This is a genomic window from Desmonostoc muscorum LEGE 12446 (assembly GCF_015207005.2).
Lineage (GTDB): Bacteria > Cyanobacteriota > Cyanobacteriia > Cyanobacteriales > Nostocaceae > Nostoc > Nostoc muscorum.
In genome coordinates, this window is sequence record NZ_JADEXS020000001.1 from 7452025 (window position 1) to 7471236 (window position 19212).

Sequence of the window (19212 nt, forward strand, 5' to 3'; positions counted from 1 at the left end):
TCAAATATCAATATTTGCATATGCTGAGTGTTAAATAATTACTGAAATCATCGCAATAGAAACAAAAAAATTGACACGCTCATCAAAAGATTTTTGATTGCACATCTGTATTCATCTCCTTTATTGTGATTGATAGAAGCACAAGCTTAATTGCTGTATGCTTTGCAAAAATTTTTTGGTAATGCGCTCACAAGCATCAATCAGCAGCGAGCAACCGTTTCTACTATCGACTAAGCTTAGCGATAACTGAGAAAAATACAGAGTTGTTTGTATTAAATATTTTTACTGCTGTAATTGTAAACAAAGCAGTTTTTGTGTAACTTTATGTAATTACCTGAAAGCAATGAGTCAAAACTATACAGGTTCAAACTCTCCTCTAATTGTTACCGAGCCATACAACGAATTTGCAACAAATAAATATGTAGAATCTGTGTCTGACGTTTCCCATCAGCTTGATGAATCAGAGAAGAATGGGGAAATTCAGCCTTTTTTCTACCATGAAACAGCCCCAATAATCTCAGTTGCAGATGCGATCGCTCAGATGTTGGTCAATTTGGGAGTAAACTACGCCTTTGGTGTCGCCGGCGGTGCGATGGCAAGCCTTTGGGGCGCGTTGTCCAACAGTGCCATAGAGGTGTTGAACTTCCGCCATGAAGCAGGAGCAGCCTTTGCAGCCACCGAAGCCTACTTTGCTAGCGATCGCCCTACGGTAGTCTTCACCACAGCAGGCCCAGGTATCACCAACGCCCTCACCGGCTTATTTGCCGCTCGTGGCGAAGGTGCAAAGGTGATTTTGCTGTCGGCTTGCACCTCCGCAGCCCAGCGTGGACGCTGGGCGATTCAAGAAACCAGCACCTACACATTGCCCAGTGGGGGAATTTTTACCCCAGGAGCGCTATTCAACTATGCAATCACCATCGAATCTGCCGCTCAACTCCCACAGATTTTTCGCAAACTTGCTCTAGCTTTAGCGCAACCAGGCGGATTTGTTGCTCATTTGAGCATTCCCACCGCTGTGCAGACAAGTTTAATTGAAGATGTAGCCCTACCCCAACTAGATGTTTCTCGTTTTCCGGTAACTGCTTCAAAAGAAGCGATCGCTAAATCTATAGAGTTATTATCATCTGGCCCCTTTGCCATCTGGGTCGGTTTCGGTGCCCGCGACGCAGCAGACGAAATCCGCCAACTCGCCGAAAGAACCGGAGCAGCCGTCATGTCCTCACCCCGTGGTAAAGGCATTTTTCCTGAAGATCATCCCCAGTTTGTGGGTGTCACAGGTCTAGGCGGTCATGCTTCCGTCTTGACTTATATGGAACAACAACCTCCACTACATACACTCGTATTAGGAACCCGCCTTGGCGAACCAACTTCTTTTTGGAGTTCGGCGCTAGTTCCCAAAAGAGGTTTTGTCCATGTAGATATTGACCCAGAAGTGCCAGGAATAGCTTATCCACACATTGAAACTTTCGGGGTTCGGTCTGACATCAAAACCTTTGTGCAAGAACTGTTGCAGCACTTACCAAATGCTCCTCATGGTTTTGCAGATTTGTCCTTACCTCGTCCAGAACAGCAAGCGATCGCACCTCCTTCAGATATAGACTATCCAGTGCGACCAGAAGTATTAATGGCAGCCATTCAAAAGATTGTAGTTGAGGGTAGCGATGCCATAGTGATGGCAGAGTGTGGTAACTCATTTACTTGGTCAACGCATCTATTACAATTTGCCCAAGCCAATCGTTACCGAGTCAGCACCGGAGTGGGAGCAATGGGTCACGCCGTCACAGGAGTGTTGGGTGCAGCCCTGGCGAACAATAGCAAAGCTGTGGGTATTGTCGGCGATGGGGCGATGCTGATGAATAACGAAATCAGCACAGCTGTGAAATATAAAATTCCGGCTATTTGGATAGTACTCAACGATGCACGTTACAACATGTGCCATCAAGGAATGAAAATCTTGGGATTAAAAGGTGCCGACGCAACACTTCCGCCGACAAACTTCGCCATGATTGCGCGTGGGATGGGAGCAGAAGCGATCGTAGTTGTTAGAGAGTCCGATATTGAAGCTGCATTAGAACAAGCGATCGCTTCAAATGTTCCTTTTCTCATCGATGTCGTCATTGATGGCGATCGGCCAGCACCTTCTGGCGGACGTAATAAGAGTTTGGCAGCACAAGGAGTTAAATCAAATCTGACTCAAACTTCAGCCAAACCAGTTTCATTTCCCTTAGTTTGACTAGAACAGCCTTCTAATTCAATACAGTTCAGTTAAGCATTTCTTTCTTCTCTTCTTTCTCTTACTTTGCGTCCTTTGCGTCCTTCTCTACGAGACGCTACGCGAATGCGGTTCGTTAAAAAATTGACTTTAACAAAGAGTTTTAGTCTTAACTGAACCATATTGCCTTCAAATTAGCATCTTTTTCTTGGCGGTACTCTTTTTTGAGAACCCACAGAATAAACCTCACCTCCTAATACCAATTCTCGATAATTTCCCAACACTTCAATCTTTGCGTCTTTAATCCTATTTTGGAGAATTGGTATAACTTCTCTATAAATCCAGACCGTCAAAGCACTAATCAACCCAAAATCAATATTGAGAAACCAAAATGCTGCTATTTGAAACTGTTAGAGAAATGGGTCATGAACAAGTTCTTTTCTGTCATGGTAAAAATCCAGAAATTAAGGCAATTATTGCTATCCATGACACAAGCTTGGGACCAGCAATGGGAGCTACAAGACTCTTTCCTTATGTTAGTGAAGAAGCTGCTTTAAAAGACGCCCTTCGTCTAAGTCGTGGAATGACATATAAAGCTGCCTGTGCCAACATTCCTGCTGGTGGAGGAAAAGCAGTCATTATCGCTAACCCTGAAAATAAAACAGATGAATTATTGAGAGCTTATGGACGTTTTGTTAACAGTATTAATGGACGTTTTATTACTGGACAAGATGTAAATATTACCCCTGATGATGTGCGAACAATCGGTCAAGAAACTAAATATGTAGTTGGGCTATCAGAAAAGTCAGGTGGCCCTGCGCCCATAACATCTCTAGGAGTTTTTCTCGGAATTAAAGCCGCTGTAGAGTTTCGTTGGCAAACTAAAAGACTTGATGGATTGAAAGTAGCAGTTCAAGGTCTAGGAAATGTAGGCAAAAATCTCTGTCGGCATTTACATGAACATGATGTTCAGCTTTTCGTGAGTGATATAGATCCAGCAAAAACAGCAGAAGTTAAACGACTTTATGGTGCAACTGTTGTAGAACCGTCAGAAATTTATTCTCTTGACGTAGATATTTTTGCTCCTTGCGCTCTAGGAGCAATTCTTAATAGCCATACAATTCCTTTTCTCAGAGCTTCCATTGTTGCTGGTGCAGCTAATAATCAATTAGAGAATGAGCAATTACATAGTCAAATGCTTACTAAAAAAGGGATTATTTACAGCCCTGATTATGTCATCAACGCCGGAGGACTCATTAATGTTTACAACGAAATGATTGGCTATGACGAAGAAAAAGCCTTGAAGCAAGTCCATAACATTTATGACACATTACTAGCAATTTTTGATATTGCTAAACAACAGGGAATTACTACTAACGATGCTGCTAAACGATTAGCAGAAGACAGAATTGCAAGAGGTAAACGCAACAAAACTAAGGCGCTCGCAGCTTAATTGTTAATTTTCGCTAGTTAGTTATAAGGAGTAAAAAATGGAAAAAAATACGTTTGCAACATCAGCTTATATTGCTACTTCACCAGAGATTGCCTTTGACTACCTTTGTAGTTTAAAAAACTTGGATGAATGGACGCTTTATAGCCGGATGAAAGAGCAAATTGACGAAGATACCTGGTTAGGAAGTGCGTCTGGTTATCACAAAAATCTCTACTATCACGTTAAAAAACTAGAGAATCCACTTTTCTACGGTATTGAATGGCACTGCGGGCTAGAATATCAGAAATATTTTCAAGTTTACCCCGTCTTGCTATTTCCTCCAGATTATATCGAGCCTGGAACAGAGGAAAAGGGCGTGTATTTTCACTGGTTAAGCTTTGTCGATCCAAAACGGCAAACTCAGATGATTATGCAGGGAATTCACACGGTACACACTTCCGAGTGTCGTTCTCTCAAAGGGAATTTGGAACGCAAAACTGGTCATACTACAGCAGCTAAAGGACGCTACTTTATTGATACTGACACCATCTATGTTGATGCCCCAATTGAAATTGGGATTGAATACTTAAAAGACTTACGAAATATAGATGAGTGGGCGCATTTACTTCGACCTAATGGCGAGATTGGTCTTGAGTCAGGTGAATTCAAAGATGAATATGACCAGAAAGTAAAAGTATCTGTACGGTTACATAGTTTGAGTAAGTACTACTTACTTGAACAGGAATACTTTTATCCAGAATATGAATATTATCAGCGCTCTGTATCGCTACTGATTCCAACTGCTTATGCTTTCGCCGATCCTGAAGCTTCTGGTTTTATCCTGCATCGGATCACATTTTGGAAAGTAGATGGAACCGTTAGCCACGGCAAACTTCAGATTGAAGACTTTGGGGCTGAGAGCATGAATATTAAACGTTTGCTGGAAGCAAAAGCTGGAAATCTCAAATCATTTGATCGGGGGATGAGTTATTTGCCAAAAATTAAAGAGGAGTTAGTTATTAGTAATTAGTCATTGGTCATTGGTCGAAAGACAAATGACTAATGACGAACAAAAAAGATGAAACTGAAGCAATTTAGTATTACTTTTCTGAGTTTTTGTGTCGTCGGTTTTTCGGGAATAAAATCTGCGGAAGCTGCATCATTTTCGGTAATCGCCGAGGGTCTTGATAATGCGGGAGGTTTAAGTTTTAGCCCTGATGGTAATCTCTATGTTACAGAGGCGGGAATAGGTGGAAATGGAGCTTGTGTTCCACCAGCAAGTGGTCAGGGCGATTCTTTATGCTATGGCACAACTGGTGCAATTACCAAAATTGAAAATGGTAAAACTGAGCGTATACTTACAGGACTTCCTTCTTTAGCATTACCAGATGGTACTGGAGGTGCTGGGCCTCGTGACATCAAATTTGATGCTACAGGTAAGCCTTATGTTCTGCTTGGGTATGGGGCTAATCCAGTTTTTCGCGATCGCAATTTAGCTAAAACTGACCTCGGTAAAATCATTGCACCCGACTTTAATACCAATTCCTGGACAACTATTGCCGATATAGCTAACTATGAACTCGCCAACAATCCCGATGGTAATGATGTAAGTAGTAATCCCTTGGGTTTGCTAATCGATGGCAATAATTTACTTGTGGTTGATGCAGGTGCAAATGACTTGCTGGGTGTAAAAACTGATGGGAGTAATTTGCAGGCTGTTACCACATTTCCTCAAGAGATATTGACTAATCCAATTTTTCCACCTACTGGTACTCCATCCAATGAACCATCACAGGTGCCATCTCTAGACGAAACACCGCGATCGCAATTTCCAATTCAAGCAGTACCCTCAAGTGTGGCCATAGGCCCTGATGGTGCTTATTATATCAGCCAATTTACTGGTTTTCCCTTCCCAGAAGGTGGAGCAAAAATCTATCGCATAGGTGCTGATGGTTTACCAACAATCTATGCCGATGGTTTTACCCAACTTACAGACTTGGAATTTGATAGTCAAGGCAATTTGTATGCTTTGCAGTACGCTAATCAATCAGCCTGGAAGGGTAATTTTGATGGTTCTTTAATTAAGATAGCTGCTGATGGAACTCGCACAACTATCCTCAGTGGTAATGGATTAGAGTCACCTAGCGCCTTGACAATTGGTTCTGATGATGCAATTTACATTACAAATCGAGGCGATCGCCCTGGTCAAGGACAAGTTCTCAAAGTTGAAAATTTCAAGTCTATTCCAGAACCGAATAGTGCTTTAGGCATATTAGCGATCGGTGTTTTGGGCGTTGGTTGGTTGCACAAAAACAGAAGCCCCAAAAGCTTACTGGCTGGACAGTCCTACAAAACTCCAGCTGAATTCTGAATTTTTTCTTGATAAAAATTTCCACAAACAAATTATTTAACTCTCAATCTCTAAAGGTATGAAACTCAAGTCATTTGCCCTTACATCTGTGACATTTTGTTTTGCTGCTATTTGTGTAATACCATCTGCACAAGCTGCAACTTTAACGACAATTGTCGGTGGAATTAGTAATGCACGGGGTGTTAGCTTTGGCCCTGATGGAACTCTCTACGTAGCAGAGCCAGGTATCGGAGGCAACGGAAACTGTCAACCATCTCCGAGTACCCTGTTTCAGCCTATCTGTGCTGGTAACAGTGGTTCACTCGTCAAAGTTGCGCCAGGTGGTCAGCCAGAGCGGATACTCACTAACTTTCAGTCTCTAGCAGAACAACCCAGCGGTAACCAAGGTGCTGGTATTCAAGACCTGCAATTCGATTCTGTTGGGAATGCTTATCTTCTGACTGGGTTTGCTGGTTATCCAGGAAACCGCGATCTAGAAACCCTTAACCTTGGTTCTCAATTCCCCATCCCACAGCAGCAACTTGCTACTTTCCCGCCATCAACACCCGATAAAGTGTTGAATACGCCGCTCTTAGCACAACTGTATAAAGTTGACTTGAACACCGGATCTCTCAGCAGTATTTTTGACTTTGCCAAGTATGAAATCACCAAAAATCCAGATGGTGGAGATGTGGTAACCAATCCCTATGACCTGGCTATTAGCGGTGATAGTGCTTATGTCGTTGATGGTGGTGGCAACACCGCTTACAAAATTAAACTTGACGGAAGTGACTTCCAGGCAATTGCAATTCCTAAAAACATCATTAGTAAGTCTGACTTACCACCAGGATTACAAGTACCTCCAGGGCTATTAGAGGAACTTCCAGGAGGAAACATAGCAATTCAATCAGTACCCACAGGTGGCGCAATTGGCCCAGATGGAGCTTTATACGTTGGCGAATATACGGGTTTTCCTTATCCAGAAGATAAATCACGGATTTTCCGCATTGGTGAGGATGGAAACCCAGAAGTTTATCTCGATGGGTTTACGCACATTACAGACCTAACCTTTGATGAAGATGGCAATTTGCTGGTTTTACAGTTCAGCGACACCTCACAATTAGGGGGTGACATCACAAATCTACCTGGTTCTCTGATCAAAGTTGCTGCTGATGGCACTCGCACAACACTTGTTGCAGCAGGTCAAGGGCTAGATTCGGCTGATGGAATTGATATTGGCCCTGACGGCAAAATTTATATTACCAATCGTGGTGTTGGTCCAAGACTAGGGGAAGTTGTTCGGGTAGATATTCCCGAACCTGGTTCACTAGCAGGCTTATTAGCACTAGCTAGTGTAGGCGCAACTGCTGCCATTGGCAAGCGAAAACGCCAACAAAAGTTAGGTGAAGGGGACTGGGAACAAAATCAATCTACCAAAGAGATAACTCATACAACCAGGGCATAAAACTCATGGGATTAGTCAAAAATTTATCAATTGGCATTCTTGGTGCTGGATTCACGATATTGGCAACAGCTGCCCAAGCCAAGGCTGTAACATTAACTTACGACAGAAGTATCGGCAGTCCTGGCTTTGGCCCTGGGCAGCTGTTTGTTCCCCAAGGAATAACGGTGGATGACTCCGGGAATACCCTCATCAGTAACGGTCGCGGTCTTAACCCGGATGGCACTTTCAACCCAAACATCGGTAACAAAGTTGAAGTATTCGATCCTCAAGGTAATTATATTGGAGCGATCGGTGAGGGCGGCAAGGGGCCTGGACAATTCGACGAACCATCAGCCCTAGAAATCGATCCAGATACTGGGAATCTATATGTAGGAGATGTTTTCAACAACCGCGTTAATATCTACGACCCCCAAGGTAACTTTATTAAATCATTTGGTGAATTTGGCGGTCTCATACCGGGTAGAGCTTTCTTTGGCCCATCTGGTGTGACATTTGACAAAGACGGCAATGTATATATTGGTGATTTTAGCGGCGACAAGATCAATAAATACACCAAGGACGGCGAGCTAATTGGTAGCATTGGCAGTTCTGGCACTGAGCCTGGGCAGTTTCAAGGGCCAGCAGGTTTAAGAATTTCCCCAGTCAGCGGTAACTTCTTTATCAGTGACCAATTTAACAACCGCATTCAGGTTCTCGATCCTCAAGGTAATCCCCTCTTGACATTTGGCAAACAAGGCACTGGAGATGGGGAGTTTAATCAACCAATTGGCATCGAAGTCGATGAGTTTGAGAATATCTATGTGGCTGATTCTATCAATAGCCGCGTTCAAGTATTCGACAAAAACGGTAACTTCTTGACTGCATTTGGTGAAGCTGCCGCAGCAGCACCTCCCCAATTAGGTGAACCACCCTTTGGCGACCCCCTCGACCTGACACCAGGTGTATTTAACTGGACGGCTGGCACAAGCTATAAAGATGGCAAGCTTTATGTGGGCGATTTCTTCCAAGGTCGCGTTCAGGTGTTAAACGTAGAAGGTAGAAAACAAGTACCTGAACCTAGTTCAGCGTTGGGTCTAGCATTACTCGGACTTGGCGCTGCTACCGTCACATTGAGGAAACATAGACAACAAAAATCAGTTTTCAGTTTTGAGAAGGAACTGCAAAAACAGTGCTAAATAATTACTAATTCGTAATTCGTAGTTCGTAATTAAAAATATTACGAATTACGAAATCAAGGTGCTTTCAGGACAGATTTATGAACTTAAATAAGCTGAAAAAAACTGACCAAAGCTCGATCGCTCTACTTGGCGATCGCCTACCATCATTAGATGAACAATTCGCTGATGTGCCTCCCTTCCTTGCTCAAGCTAGTATTCCTGAATCTGCAACAAATCATATCATTCCCCGACAAATTACCATCATCGGTGGACGTGGCAGGATGGGAAGATTATTTAAAGAACAATTTTCGGCGTTAGGTCATAATGTTAATGTTCTCGAACACGAAGATTGGGAATATGCAGAGCAATTGTTAAATTCGGCAGAGTTAGTTTTAGTAAGTGTTCCCATTGAATATACAGTTGATGTTATTAAGCGTGCAGCTAAATACCTTGCACCAACTACAGCTTTGTGCGATATCACGAGTATTAAAACGCAGCCAACTCAAGCAATGCTCGAACACCATTCAGGCCCAGTTATGGGTTTACATCCGATGTTTGGGCCAAGTATTAAATCGTTTTTAGGACAAAAATTTGTGATATGTCCAGGGCGAAATGATGAATCATTTCAATGGTTATTAGACTTCATTAAAATTCAAGGTGGAGAGTTAATTGTTTGCACGCCTGAAGAACACGATCAGATGATGGTCATTATTCAAGCAGTGCAGCACTTCTGTAGGTTGAGTCTTGGCGTTTTCTTAGCAGAAGCAAGAATTGATATAGAGCAGAGTTTATTAATATCAACTCCTAGTTACCATCAACAAATTGATAGTGTTAAACGTTTGTTTTCGCAAAACTCTCATTTATGTGTGGATATCATGCTAGCTACGGAAGAGAGATGTGAAGCAATTAAATCTTTAGCTAACACTTGCAGCCGCTTGGCAAGATTGGTAGCAAGGAAAGATCGGGAGGCATTAATTCAAGAGTTTGAAAGTATTCAAGAATTATTTGAGGAAAAAAGTAAGGTTGTTGTAAAATAAGCGAGATTTTAAATTATAGGAGAATTCAGGAGCGGAGCCGGAGACTCCGAAAGCTCCGGTCAGAATGGGCTACGCCCCGCTGCGCTAACAGAATTCAGAATGATAATAAGCTCTCGGTCTAGGTTTTAGGCATAGATACTAGACTTTACTAACTTTAAATCTGCTGCATCTATATTTTTTCATTTCACGCAGAGGCGCAGAGTAGGAGTTTTAGAGGAATTTGATTATTACAAGAATAGCTTGGGTATTTGAAGAAGAAAACTATTAGACATATCAGCAAAAATATGGTGGTTGACATTAAGCAAAAAAGTAGATTTAATCTGCAACCAATTCATCAACGTGTTTCGGTTACTTTTAACTATGAGGTTTACTTTACTCACAATTTATTTGAGTTGAAAAATCCCACGTTAGCTCAAGCGATCGCAGCGGATGGGGAGACGAAGCCGAAGAAAGTACTAGTGGTGGTAGATGCAGGATTGTTGGAATTGCAACCTGGGTTGCTTGGGCAAGTAGTAGCGTATACTAAGTTTTATGCAGAGATACTAGCGATCGCCACTGAACCAATGATAATTCCGGGCGGCGAAGCTGCTAAGAACGATCGCACTTTATTAGAGCAAATCCACCAACTCATTGAAACAGCCGGATTATGTCGTCATTCCTACTTGTTAGCGATCGGCGGTGGGGCTGTGTTGGATTTGGTAGGATATGCTGCTGCTACTGCTCATCGTGGAATTCGTCTGATCCGGATTCCGACTACGGTGCTAGCACAAAATGATTCTGGGATTGGGGTAAAAAATGGCATCAACAGCTTTGGGAAAAAGAATTTTCTCGGCACATTTGCGCCACCTTATGCAGTTATAAATGATTCTGCTTTCTTAACAACTCTAGACGATCGCGATTGGCGTTCGGGGATTGCAGAAGCAATTAAGGTGGCGCTAATTAAAGATGCTAAGTTTTTTGATTTTATCGAGTCTCACAGCGCAGCCCTTGTGCGGCGAGACATGGACACCATGCAACAAATTATTTATCGTTGCGCCCAGTTGCATTTAGAACACATTGCTAACAGCGGCGATGCTTTTGAAATGGGTTCGTCTCGTCCCCTGGATTTTGGACATTGGGCGGCTCATAAACTGGAGCATTTGACAAATTATAGTTTGCGTCATGGCGAAGCAGTGGCGATCGGTATCGCTTTGGATAGCACTTATTCCTATTTAGCAGGATTGCTTGATTTCTCAGAGTGGCAAAGGATATTAAACACCTTATCAGCTTTGGGTTTCACTCTGTATGTGCCAGAACTAGCTGATAAGTTATCACAACTGGAACATCCCCATTGTCTGTTCCGAGGTTTGACTGAGTTCCGCGAACACTTAGGTGGAGAATTAACTCTAACGCTGTTACAAGGCATTGGAAAAAGAATTGAAGTTCACGAGGTGGATTTGTTATTGTACAAGCAAGCAATATCGCTGTTGCGGGAATTCAGAATTATAGCAATTTGCAGTTGAATAGAGTAGGGTAGCACAGCTGTGCTGCCCTACAATGGTTTAATTTTCTTTGGGTGTATTCCATTCAATTGAAAACCGCTATAAGCTCAGAGAAGCCCAAAGTAATGCAGAGGTTTGATGCGAGGCGATTTTTTTCGCTAGGAAGTTGTGATATGATCTAATACTTTTGAGGGAGGCGGATAATTTCAAAGAATGTTGTCAGGAAATTTACTAAAAAAGCAGTATAAAAAGCGAATAAATTGACACCCAATCTACAAATTATTCAATGTATTATCTGCTTGATATCGAGTACTCTTAAGTAAGAAGTCAAAAAGTTTTCCATTACAACTTAAAAACAATCCGCAGATTTGGATAATTTGAATAAAAGTGAGATTGCACGATCTAGACTTGTTTTTAAGTTGAAGATATTTATCAATAATGATTAATAGCTCTCGATGAATGACTAACTAATAACTATTTCAGAGAAATTTCCCATGATTTTTGATTCACGTTCATACACAACCCTTGGCGGTGTCAGTATTTCTCGCTCCATCACAGAAGTTAAGATGGACACTGCCCTTGAAGATATTTTATTCCACTTAAATTCTCAGCGTGGAGGCTTATTAAGGAGCAGCTACGAATATCCGGGGAGATATAAAAGATGGGCGATCGGATTTGTGAATCCGCCATTGGAGTTGACTACCCAGGGAAATACTTTCACTTTAATAGCTTTAAATGAACGTGGTCAATTACTTTTACCATTACTTTTAGAGTGCTTATCTAACTCCAAAAAACTTGAGAAAGTTACTCTAGATGATAAGCATCTCGTCGGCTTTGTTAAACCTGCAAAAAAAATATTTACTGAAGAAGAACGTAGTAAACAACCTTCAGCATTTACAGTTGTCCGTGAAATTCTACATATTTTCTCTAGTCAAGAGGACGAGCATTTAGGATTGTATGGCGCGTTTGGTTACGATTTAGTTTTTCAGTTTGAACCAATTCGCCAGCGATTGGAACGTCCTAAAGATCAGCGAGATTTAGTGCTTTATTTGCCAGATGAATTGATAGTTGTTGACTACTATCAACAACGTGGATTTCGTCTACAATATGAATTTGCAACAGCGCATGGTAGTACAAATAATTTGCCTCGAACAGGTGAGTCTATTGATTATCGCGGAAAACATCTGCTACCAACTCAAACTGCTGACCATGCAATAGGTGAGTATGCAAAAAAAGTTGGGGTTGCACTCGATTATTTCCGTCGAGGCGATTTATTTGAAGTAGTTCCTAGTCAAAACTTTTTGGAGGGATTTGAAGAAGAACCCAGTAAGTTATTTGAAACTTTAAAGGATATAAATCCTAGTCCTTATGGATTTATTTTTAATTTAGGTGGGGAATATCTGATTGGTGCATCTCCAGAAATGTTTGTGCGGGTTGAAGGGAGGCGGGTAGAAACTTGTCCAATTAGCGGCACTATTAGCCGGGGACAAGATGCACTTGATGATGCCGTGCAAATTCGTCAATTACTCAATTCACACAAAGACGAAGCTGAGTTGACGATGTGTACTGATGTCGATCGCAATGACAAATCCCGAATCTGCGAACCTGGCTCTGTACAAGTCATTGGGCGTCGCCAAATTGAATTATACAGCCATTTAATTCACACAGTAGATCATGTTGAAGGTACACTGCGATCGCAATTTGATGCCTTAGATGCATTTTTAAGCCATACTTGGGCAGTTACAGTCACCGGCGCACCCAAAAGAGCAGCCATAGAATTTATTGAACAACATGAAAAAAGCGCTCGACGTTGGTATGGTGGAGCAGTTGGCTATTTAAATTTCAACGGTAACTTAAATACTGGATTAATCCTGCGAACAATTCGATTAAAAGATTGCATCGCCGAAGTGCGAGTTGGTGCTACAGTCCTTTATGACTCCATACCGCAAGCAGAAGAACAAGAAACAATTACTAAAGCTGCTGCTTTATTTGAAACAATTCGCCGTGTTAAACAAGCGAGTCAGAAAATTGATGAATCCAGCTCTATAAAATTAACTAGACACATTCCAAGTGTGAAACCTGGCAAACGCATTTTGCTAATAGATTATGAAGACTCATTTGTTCATACACTAGCTAATTACATTCGCCAAACCGGTGCAAGCGTTACCACATTACGTCATGGTTTCTCTGATTCACTGTTCGACAAAGAACGACCTGACTTAGTTGTTTTATCTCCTGGTCCTGGTAGACCAAGTGATTTTGGGGTTTCTGAGACTATCGGCGCTCTTGTTTATCGTCAAATTCCGATTTTTGGAGTTTGTTTAGGACTGCAAAGCATCGTTGAAGCCTTTGGTGGAGAATTAGGAGTTCTCAACTATCCCCAACATGGTAAATCCTCACGCATTTTCGTCAGCGATTCCGATTCTATTACCTTCAACAATTTACCAGAATCCTTTGTAGTGGGTAGATATCACTCATTATTTGCCATACCAGAGCATTTGCCAAAAGAACTTAAGGTAACAGCGATTTCCGATGACGATGTAATTATGGGCATTGAACATCGGACACTCCCCATTGCCGCCGTTCAGTTTCACCCAGAATCAATTATGACTTTAGCCGGAGAAGTCGGTCTGGAAATCATTAAAAATGTGGTGCGTGCATATACGCAAAATGAAGAGTCATTAATAATTCGTAATTCGTAATTCGTAATTCGTAATTGTTACCCCACAACTGAAGTCGGCGGCTTGAAATAATGATACTACGCGTTTTTATGTTTCCATTGACGAACAAGAATGCTCTGTACCTATTTAATTACCAATACAGTTCAGTTAAGCCTTTGTTTCTTCTCTTTGTGTCCTTCTCTGACGAGACGCTACGCGAATGCGGTAGCCTGCGGCAAGCCGCTTTGCGTCTACGTTCAAAAAATTGACTTTGACCAAGAGTTTTAGCTTTAACTAAACCGTATTGATTTAATTACGAATTACGAATTACGAATTACGAATTATTTTGTCATTAGTTGTTTTTCCCCCCACCTCCCCACTCCCTCAAGCATTTTATGATTAAGCAAATTACCCGTCCCCGCCACATTCTTGAAGAGATTGTGTTGCATAAAAAGCAAGAAGTTGCACAAATGCAGCAAGAACTACCTTTAGCTTCTTTGCAGCAACAGTTAATTGTGGCTCCGACTGTACGAAATTTCTTGAGTGCTTTGCAAGAAAATCCCAAGCAACCGAGCTTAATTGCTGAAGTAAAAAAAGCATCACCTAGCCGTGGGATTATTCGAGCAGATTTTGACCCAGTAGCGATCGCTCAAGCTTATGAACGAGGTGGTGCAGCTTGTCTATCAGTCCTTACTGACCAAAAGTTCTTCCAAGGCAGTTTTGATAATCTGCGTGCTGTGCGTCAGCATATATCATTACCTCTACTGTGCAAGGAGTTCATCATTGACCCCTATCAAATTTATTTAGCATGGACAGCCGGTGCAGATGCAGTCTTGTTAATTGCCGCTATTTTATCAGACCAAGAACTTCAAGACTTTCTGCGAGTGATTCACGAATTGGGTATGAATGCACTGGTGGAAGTTCATACCTTGGCTGAACTGGATCGCGTGCTAAAACTTGACGACTTACGTTTAGTAGGAATTAACAATCGTAATTTAGAAGATTTTACAGTTGATTTAGGAATAACACAGCAACTTTTAACACAGCGTCAACAATATTTACAAAGCTTAGATATCACCGTCGTCAGCGAATCTGGACTGTATACACCTGCTGATTTATCTCTTGTCGCTGAAGCTGGTGTCCGTGCAGTTTTGGTAGGAGAATCTTTACTGAAACAAAGCGATGTGGAACAAGCTGTGCGTAATCTTTTGAGTGCTGAGTCTTGAGAAAAGCCTAAAAAATAGAGTTCAAAGAGTCATTAACGGAGTTAAAAGACTCGTTCACGAGTATCAAAGACTCGTTCACGAATATCAAAGACTCGTCCACGAGTATCAAAGACTCGTCGCCGAATATCAAAGACTCGTTCACGAGTATCAAAGACTCGTCGCCGAATATCAAAGACTCGTCGCCGAGTATCAAAGACTCGTCGCCGAATATCAAAGACTCGTCGCCGAGTATCAAAGACTCGTCCACGAGTATCAAAGACTCGTCGCCGAGTATTAAAGACTCGACAACAAAAATTTTAGCGTAGGTATCGCTAATTGCTAATTGTGGATTACTCCAGAACTATTAACCAATCATTAACTATTTTTCAAGATGAATTCTATCTCCGCTGACTTTCAAACTTTACGCGATCGCCAAGAGTGTGCTTTAATCCCTTTTATCACAGCGGGCGATCCTAACTTAGAAACCACTGCCGAAGCTTTACGTATTTTAGATCGCAATGGTGCTGACTTTATTGAGTTGGGCATTCCTTACTCAGATCCTTTGGCAGATGGGCCTGTGATTCAAGCAGCAGCAACTCGCGCCTTACAAAAAGGCACGAAATTAGAGCAAGTGCTAGAGATGTTGCATATAGTGATTCCTAGCTTAAAAGCGCCGATAATTCTATTTACTTACTACAATCCCATTTTGCACCGGGGTATTAAATCATTTTTGGCGCAAATTGCCGTTGCTGGGGTGCAAGGCTTGGTAGTGCCAGACTTACCCTTAGAAGAAGCAGCAGAATTAATCCAAACTGCTGCCTCTTTTGGAATTGAAGTAATTTTACTCGTAGCTCCCACCAGTTCTCAAGATAGAATTGCAGCGATCGCCAATCAATCTCAGGGTTTTATCTACCTTGTGAGCGTTACAGGCACTACAGGCATACGTTCTCAACTCCAAAACCGCGTAAAGCATATCATTACAGATTTGCGAAGCGTCACCGATAAACCCATCGGCGTTGGTTTTGGCATCTCAACACCAGAACAAGCGCATCAAGTCAAAGAATGGGGAGCAGATGCAGTAATTGTTGGTAGTGCCTTTGTCAAACGCCTAGCTGAAAGTCCCCCAATTCAACGACTAGAAGCCGTTGCACAACTTTGTCGAGAACTCAAAGCAATAATCACCCCAGCATCCCTGCAACAAATTGGTTCAGCAAAATAAAAAATCTCTCTCTCAGGACTTACGCAAAAGATAACGAAAGTAGCGGTAATTCATGAATTACGGCTACGCAATAATAAGGTTTTCACTCACATATTGCGTAAGTCCTCTCTGCGTTCTCTGCGCCTCTGCGGTTCGATAAAAATATTTGAAACTGAAAGGAATTTAACCAGTGGTAACCACACAAGACATCAAAACTGCAACTCTACAACCAGATTTCTTAGGCAGATTTGGAAAATTTGGCGGTAAATACGTCCCCGAAACCTTAATGCCTGCATTAAGTGAACTAGAAGCAGCATTTCATCAATATCGCAACGAGCCAAGTTTCCAAGCCGAACTGCAAAATCTACTGCGTGACTACGTAGGACGACCCAGCCCATTATACTTTGCCGAACGCCTGACAACAAATTATGCCAGACCAGACGGCACAGGAGCGCAAATTTATTTAAAGCGCGAAGATTTAAATCACACAGGCGCTCACAAAATTAATAATGCTTTAGCTCAAGTGCTGCTAGCCAAACGCATGTGTAAACAACGGATTATTGCAGAGACAGGCGCAGGGCAACATGGCGTAGCAACTGCAACTGTGTGTGCGCGATTTGGTTTGAAATGTGTGATTTACATGGGCATCCACGATATGGAACGCCAATCCCTCAACGTGTTCCGCATGAAATTAATGGGTGCAGAAGTTCGTCCAGTCCAAGCAGGTACGGGAACTCTCAAGGATGCAACCTCCGAAGCAATTCGGGATTGGGTGACGAATGTAGAAACAACCCATTACATCCTGGGTTCTGTTGCTGGGCCTCATCCTTACCCGATGATTGTGCGTGACTTTCATGCTGTAATTGGACAAGAAACTCGCGCTCAATGTCAGGAAAAATGGGGAGGACTACCAGATATTTTACTGGCTTGCGTGGGTGGAGGTTCCAACGCCATCGGACTTTTTCATGAGTTTTTGCCTGAATTTTCTGTACGCCTAATTGGAGTCGAGGCGGCGGGCGAAGGTGTAAACACTCAAAAACACGCTGCCACCTTGACAAAAGGAAAAATAGGTGTATTGCACGGTGCAATGAGCTATTTACTGCAAGATGATGATGGTCAAGTAATTGAAGCCCACTCAATTAGTGCAGGATTGGACTATCCGGGTGTTGGCCCTGAGCATAGTTATTTAAAGGATCTTGGACGCGCCGAATATTACAGCGTTACCGATAAACAAGCACTAGAAGCATTTCAAAGACTTTCACAACTAGAAGGAATTATTCCCGCCTTAGAAACTGCTCATGCGATCGCCTATTTAGAAACCCTTTGTCCCCAGCTTACAGGCAGTCCCCGCATCGTCATCAATTGTTCTGGCAGAGGCGACAAAGACGTGCAAACCGTCGCCAAAGTGCTTATTCCTTAATTTTCTGTTTAGGGAAGATGAGGGAGCAGGGGGAGCAGGGGAGGCAGGGGAAGAATAACTCTTAACTCCTCACTCTCAATGCCCCATGTCCCATGCCCAATGCCCAATAAAAAATATGATAGCTGTAACTCAAATTCCACCCGACAACATCGCCGTCACTCCTGAATTCTACAACTGGCCAGCTTTATTACAACAGTTGCTGAATCGCCAATCGCTAACAGTTTCCCAAGCTGCGGATCTCATGCAGGGTTGGCTCACAGATGCCATTCCCCATGTTTTATCAGGAGCAATCTTAGCCGCAATTCAAGCTAAAGGCATATCTGCCGAAGAATTAGTCGGCATGGCCAGCGTTTTACAATCCCAAAGGCTAGGGACTGGGCAAGAGTTTTCCCAGTCCCCAGTACCCAGTAACCAATCCCCAACCCCCCTAATTGACACCTGTGGAACTGGCGGAGATGGCGCTTCAACTTTTAATATTTCTACTGCTGTCGCTTTTGTTGCCGCAGCGGCGGGGGTAAAGGTTGCTAAGCATGGCAATCGTTCTGCATCTAGCAAGGCTGGTTCGGCTGATGTGTTAGAAGCTTTGGGTATCAATCTGAATGCTAGTCCTGAAAAAGTACAAGCCGCAGTGGGTGAAGTGGGAATCACCTTTTTGTTTGCTCCAGGCTGGCATCCTGCACTTAAAGCAGTTGCTACTTTGCGAAAAACTTTGAAAGTGCGGACTGTTTTTAATTTGCTCGGCCCTTTAGTAAATCCTATGCGACCAACAGGGCAAATTATTGGTGTGAATGACCCGCTTTTATTAGAGGAAATTGCTCAAGCTTTATCTCAACTGGGATGTCAGCAAGCGATCGCCCTCCACGGACGCGAACGTTTAGACGAGGCTGGTTTAGCTGATGTCACTGACTTGGCTGTACTCCAAGATAAAAAAGTCCGTTCTCTAACACTTAATCCTCAAGAACTGGGTTTGAGTTTTGCACCGACTACAGCATTGCGGGGTGGAGATGTCCAAGAAAATACCGAAATCTTGCAGGCAGTTTTGCAAGGTAAAGGCACTCAAGCGCAGCAGGATGTAGTCGCTTTAAATACAGCACTAGCGCTACAAGTTGGTAAAGCCATTGATGGAGAAACAGATATCTTAGCAGGTTGTGTCAAAGGTATTACCCTTGCCAAAAAAATTCTCCAAAGCGGTGCTGCTTGGACAAAACTTGAACAACTTGCTGAATTTTTGCGCTAGACAAACCTCTTCCACCCAGCCTTTCTCTCCTACAAAGCTACGGTGTGGACACAAGTTTCTTGACCTGCACCTTTAATGCATCGACCTGCACCTTTAATGCATCGACCTGCACCTTTAATGCATCGACCTGCACCTTTGATGCATTGACCTGCACCTTTGATGCATTGACCTGCACCTTTGATGCATCGACCTGCACCTTTGATGCATCGACCTGCACCTTTGATGCATCGACCTGCACCTTTGATGCATCGACTTACAAAAATTAATTCACCTTACCTTACGCAGCACCTCTAAAAAACTTGCCTACACACTGTAGCTGCTTGCAAGTGAGAGGAGTAACAAAAAATCAAGTTTTTAA

At 42.6% G+C, this 19212-nt stretch carries 15 protein-coding genes; 14 read left to right on the top strand and 1 reads right to left on the bottom strand.

All coding sequences use genetic code 11. The features are described 5' to 3' along the window. The first annotated feature begins 343 nt into the window (after nt 1-343). The 14 genes from scyA to trpD all read left to right on the top strand — a co-directional run bounded on the left by scyA (nt 344) and on the right by trpD (nt 18854). Nucleotides 344-2233, top strand: a complete 1890-nt coding sequence (gene scyA, locus IQ276_RS30650; RefSeq protein WP_193917174.1) for a scytonemin biosynthesis protein ScyA — start codon at nt 344-346, stop codon at nt 2231-2233. Between the two features lie 370 nt (nt 2234-2603). Next, nucleotides 2604-3665 carry a tryptophan dehydrogenase ScyB gene (gene scyB, locus IQ276_RS30655; protein WP_193917172.1) on the top strand — a complete coding sequence of 354 codons (1062 nt, stop codon included), beginning with the start codon at nt 2604-2606 and terminating at the stop codon, nt 3663-3665. A gap of 37 nt (nt 3666-3702) precedes the next feature. Further along, entirely contained in the window at nt 3703-4674 is a 972-nt protein-coding gene (gene scyC / locus IQ276_RS30660; protein WP_190884256.1) for a scytonemin biosynthesis cyclase/decarboxylase ScyC, read from the top strand. 48 nt (nt 4675-4722) lie between these two features. After that, nucleotides 4723-6015, top strand: coding sequence for a ScyD/ScyE family protein (locus IQ276_RS30665; RefSeq protein WP_193917170.1), 1293 nt, complete (start codon nt 4723-4725; stop codon nt 6013-6015). Between the two features lie 58 nt (nt 6016-6073). Continuing rightward, nucleotides 6074-7459 carry a ScyD/ScyE family protein gene (locus tag IQ276_RS30670; protein ID WP_193917168.1) on the top strand — a complete coding sequence of 462 codons (1386 nt, stop codon included), beginning with the start codon at nt 6074-6076 and terminating at the stop codon, nt 7457-7459. 5 nt (nt 7460-7464) lie between these two features. Continuing rightward, nucleotides 7465-8634: a scytonemin biosynthesis PEP-CTERM protein ScyF gene (gene scyF, locus IQ276_RS30675; protein ID WP_193917166.1), complete on the top strand. Its 1170-nt coding sequence runs from the start codon at nt 7465-7467 to the stop codon at nt 8632-8634. An 80-nt stretch (nt 8635-8714) separates the two neighbouring features. After that, entirely contained in the window at nt 8715-9653 is a 939-nt protein-coding gene (tyrA, locus tag IQ276_RS30680) for a bifunctional chorismate mutase/prephenate dehydrogenase (protein ID WP_193917164.1), read from the top strand. 284 nt (nt 9654-9937) lie between these two features. Further along, on the top strand, nt 9938-11155 hold the full coding sequence (locus IQ276_RS30685) for a 3-dehydroquinate synthase (RefSeq protein WP_193917162.1): 1218 nt from the start codon (nt 9938-9940) through the stop codon (nt 11153-11155). A gap of 473 nt (nt 11156-11628) precedes the next feature. Next, entirely contained in the window at nt 11629-13836 is a 2208-nt protein-coding gene (locus tag IQ276_RS30690) for an anthranilate synthase (protein WP_193917160.1), read from the top strand. 353 nt (nt 13837-14189) lie between these two features. Next, nucleotides 14190-15020, top strand: coding sequence for an indole-3-glycerol phosphate synthase TrpC (gene trpC / locus IQ276_RS30695; protein ID WP_193924300.1), 831 nt, complete (start codon nt 14190-14192; stop codon nt 15018-15020). Beyond that, complete coding sequence (locus tag IQ276_RS30700; protein WP_193924296.1) at nt 15007-15297, top strand: MreC domain-containing protein; 291 nt, start codon at nt 15007-15009, stop codon at nt 15295-15297. The genes trpC and IQ276_RS30700 overlap by 14 nt, the downstream gene beginning before the upstream one ends. Nucleotides 15298-15390: 93 nt before the next feature. Then, nucleotides 15391-16218, top strand: coding sequence for a tryptophan synthase subunit alpha (gene trpA / locus IQ276_RS30705; protein ID WP_193924293.1), 828 nt, complete (start codon nt 15391-15393; stop codon nt 16216-16218). 169 nt (nt 16219-16387) lie between these two features. After that, nucleotides 16388-17617 (top strand): tryptophan synthase subunit beta, encoded by a 1230-nt coding sequence (trpB, locus tag IQ276_RS30710; RefSeq protein WP_193924289.1) that lies wholly within the window; start codon nt 16388-16390, stop codon nt 17615-17617. 115 nt (nt 17618-17732) lie between these two features. Beyond that, nucleotides 17733-18854, top strand: coding sequence for an anthranilate phosphoribosyltransferase (trpD, locus tag IQ276_RS30715; protein WP_235116118.1), 1122 nt, complete (start codon nt 17733-17735; stop codon nt 18852-18854). Between the two features lie 37 nt (nt 18855-18891). Here the strand turns inward: trpD and IQ276_RS30720 are convergent, their stop codons facing one another. Then, nucleotides 18892-19092: a hypothetical protein gene (locus IQ276_RS30720; RefSeq protein ID WP_193924546.1), complete on the bottom strand. Its 201-nt coding sequence runs from the start codon at nt 19090-19092 to the stop codon at nt 18892-18894. Between the last annotated feature and the right edge of the window lie 120 nt (nt 19093-19212).

Bases quoted from the DNA above. Each gene is read 5' to 3' on its own strand.
- IQ276_RS30670 (WP_193917168.1), top strand. From the start codon at position 6,074: ATGAAACTCAAGTCATTTGCCCTTACATCTGTGACATTTTGTTTTGCT.
- IQ276_RS30685 (WP_193917162.1), top strand. From the start codon at position 9,938: ATGGTGGTTGACATTAAGCAAAAAAGTAGATTTAATCTGCAACCAATT.
- scyB (WP_193917172.1), top strand. From the start codon at position 2,604: ATGCTGCTATTTGAAACTGTTAGAGAAATGGGTCATGAACAAGTTCTT.
- trpD (WP_235116118.1), top strand. From the start codon at position 17,733: ATGATAGCTGTAACTCAAATTCCACCCGACAACATCGCCGTCACTCCT.
- IQ276_RS30665 (WP_193917170.1), top strand. From the start codon at position 4,723: ATGAAACTGAAGCAATTTAGTATTACTTTTCTGAGTTTTTGTGTCGTC.
- scyA (WP_193917174.1), top strand. From the start codon at position 344: ATGAGTCAAAACTATACAGGTTCAAACTCTCCTCTAATTGTTACCGAG.
- scyC (WP_190884256.1), top strand. From the start codon at position 3,703: ATGGAAAAAAATACGTTTGCAACATCAGCTTATATTGCTACTTCACCA.
- tyrA (WP_193917164.1), top strand. From the start codon at position 8,715: ATGAACTTAAATAAGCTGAAAAAAACTGACCAAAGCTCGATCGCTCTA.
- IQ276_RS30690 (WP_193917160.1), top strand. From the start codon at position 11,629: ATGATTTTTGATTCACGTTCATACACAACCCTTGGCGGTGTCAGTATT.
- scyF (WP_193917166.1), top strand. From the start codon at position 7,465: ATGGGATTAGTCAAAAATTTATCAATTGGCATTCTTGGTGCTGGATTC.
- trpC (WP_193924300.1), top strand. From the start codon at position 14,190: ATGATTAAGCAAATTACCCGTCCCCGCCACATTCTTGAAGAGATTGTG.
- trpA (WP_193924293.1), top strand. From the start codon at position 15,391: ATGAATTCTATCTCCGCTGACTTTCAAACTTTACGCGATCGCCAAGAG.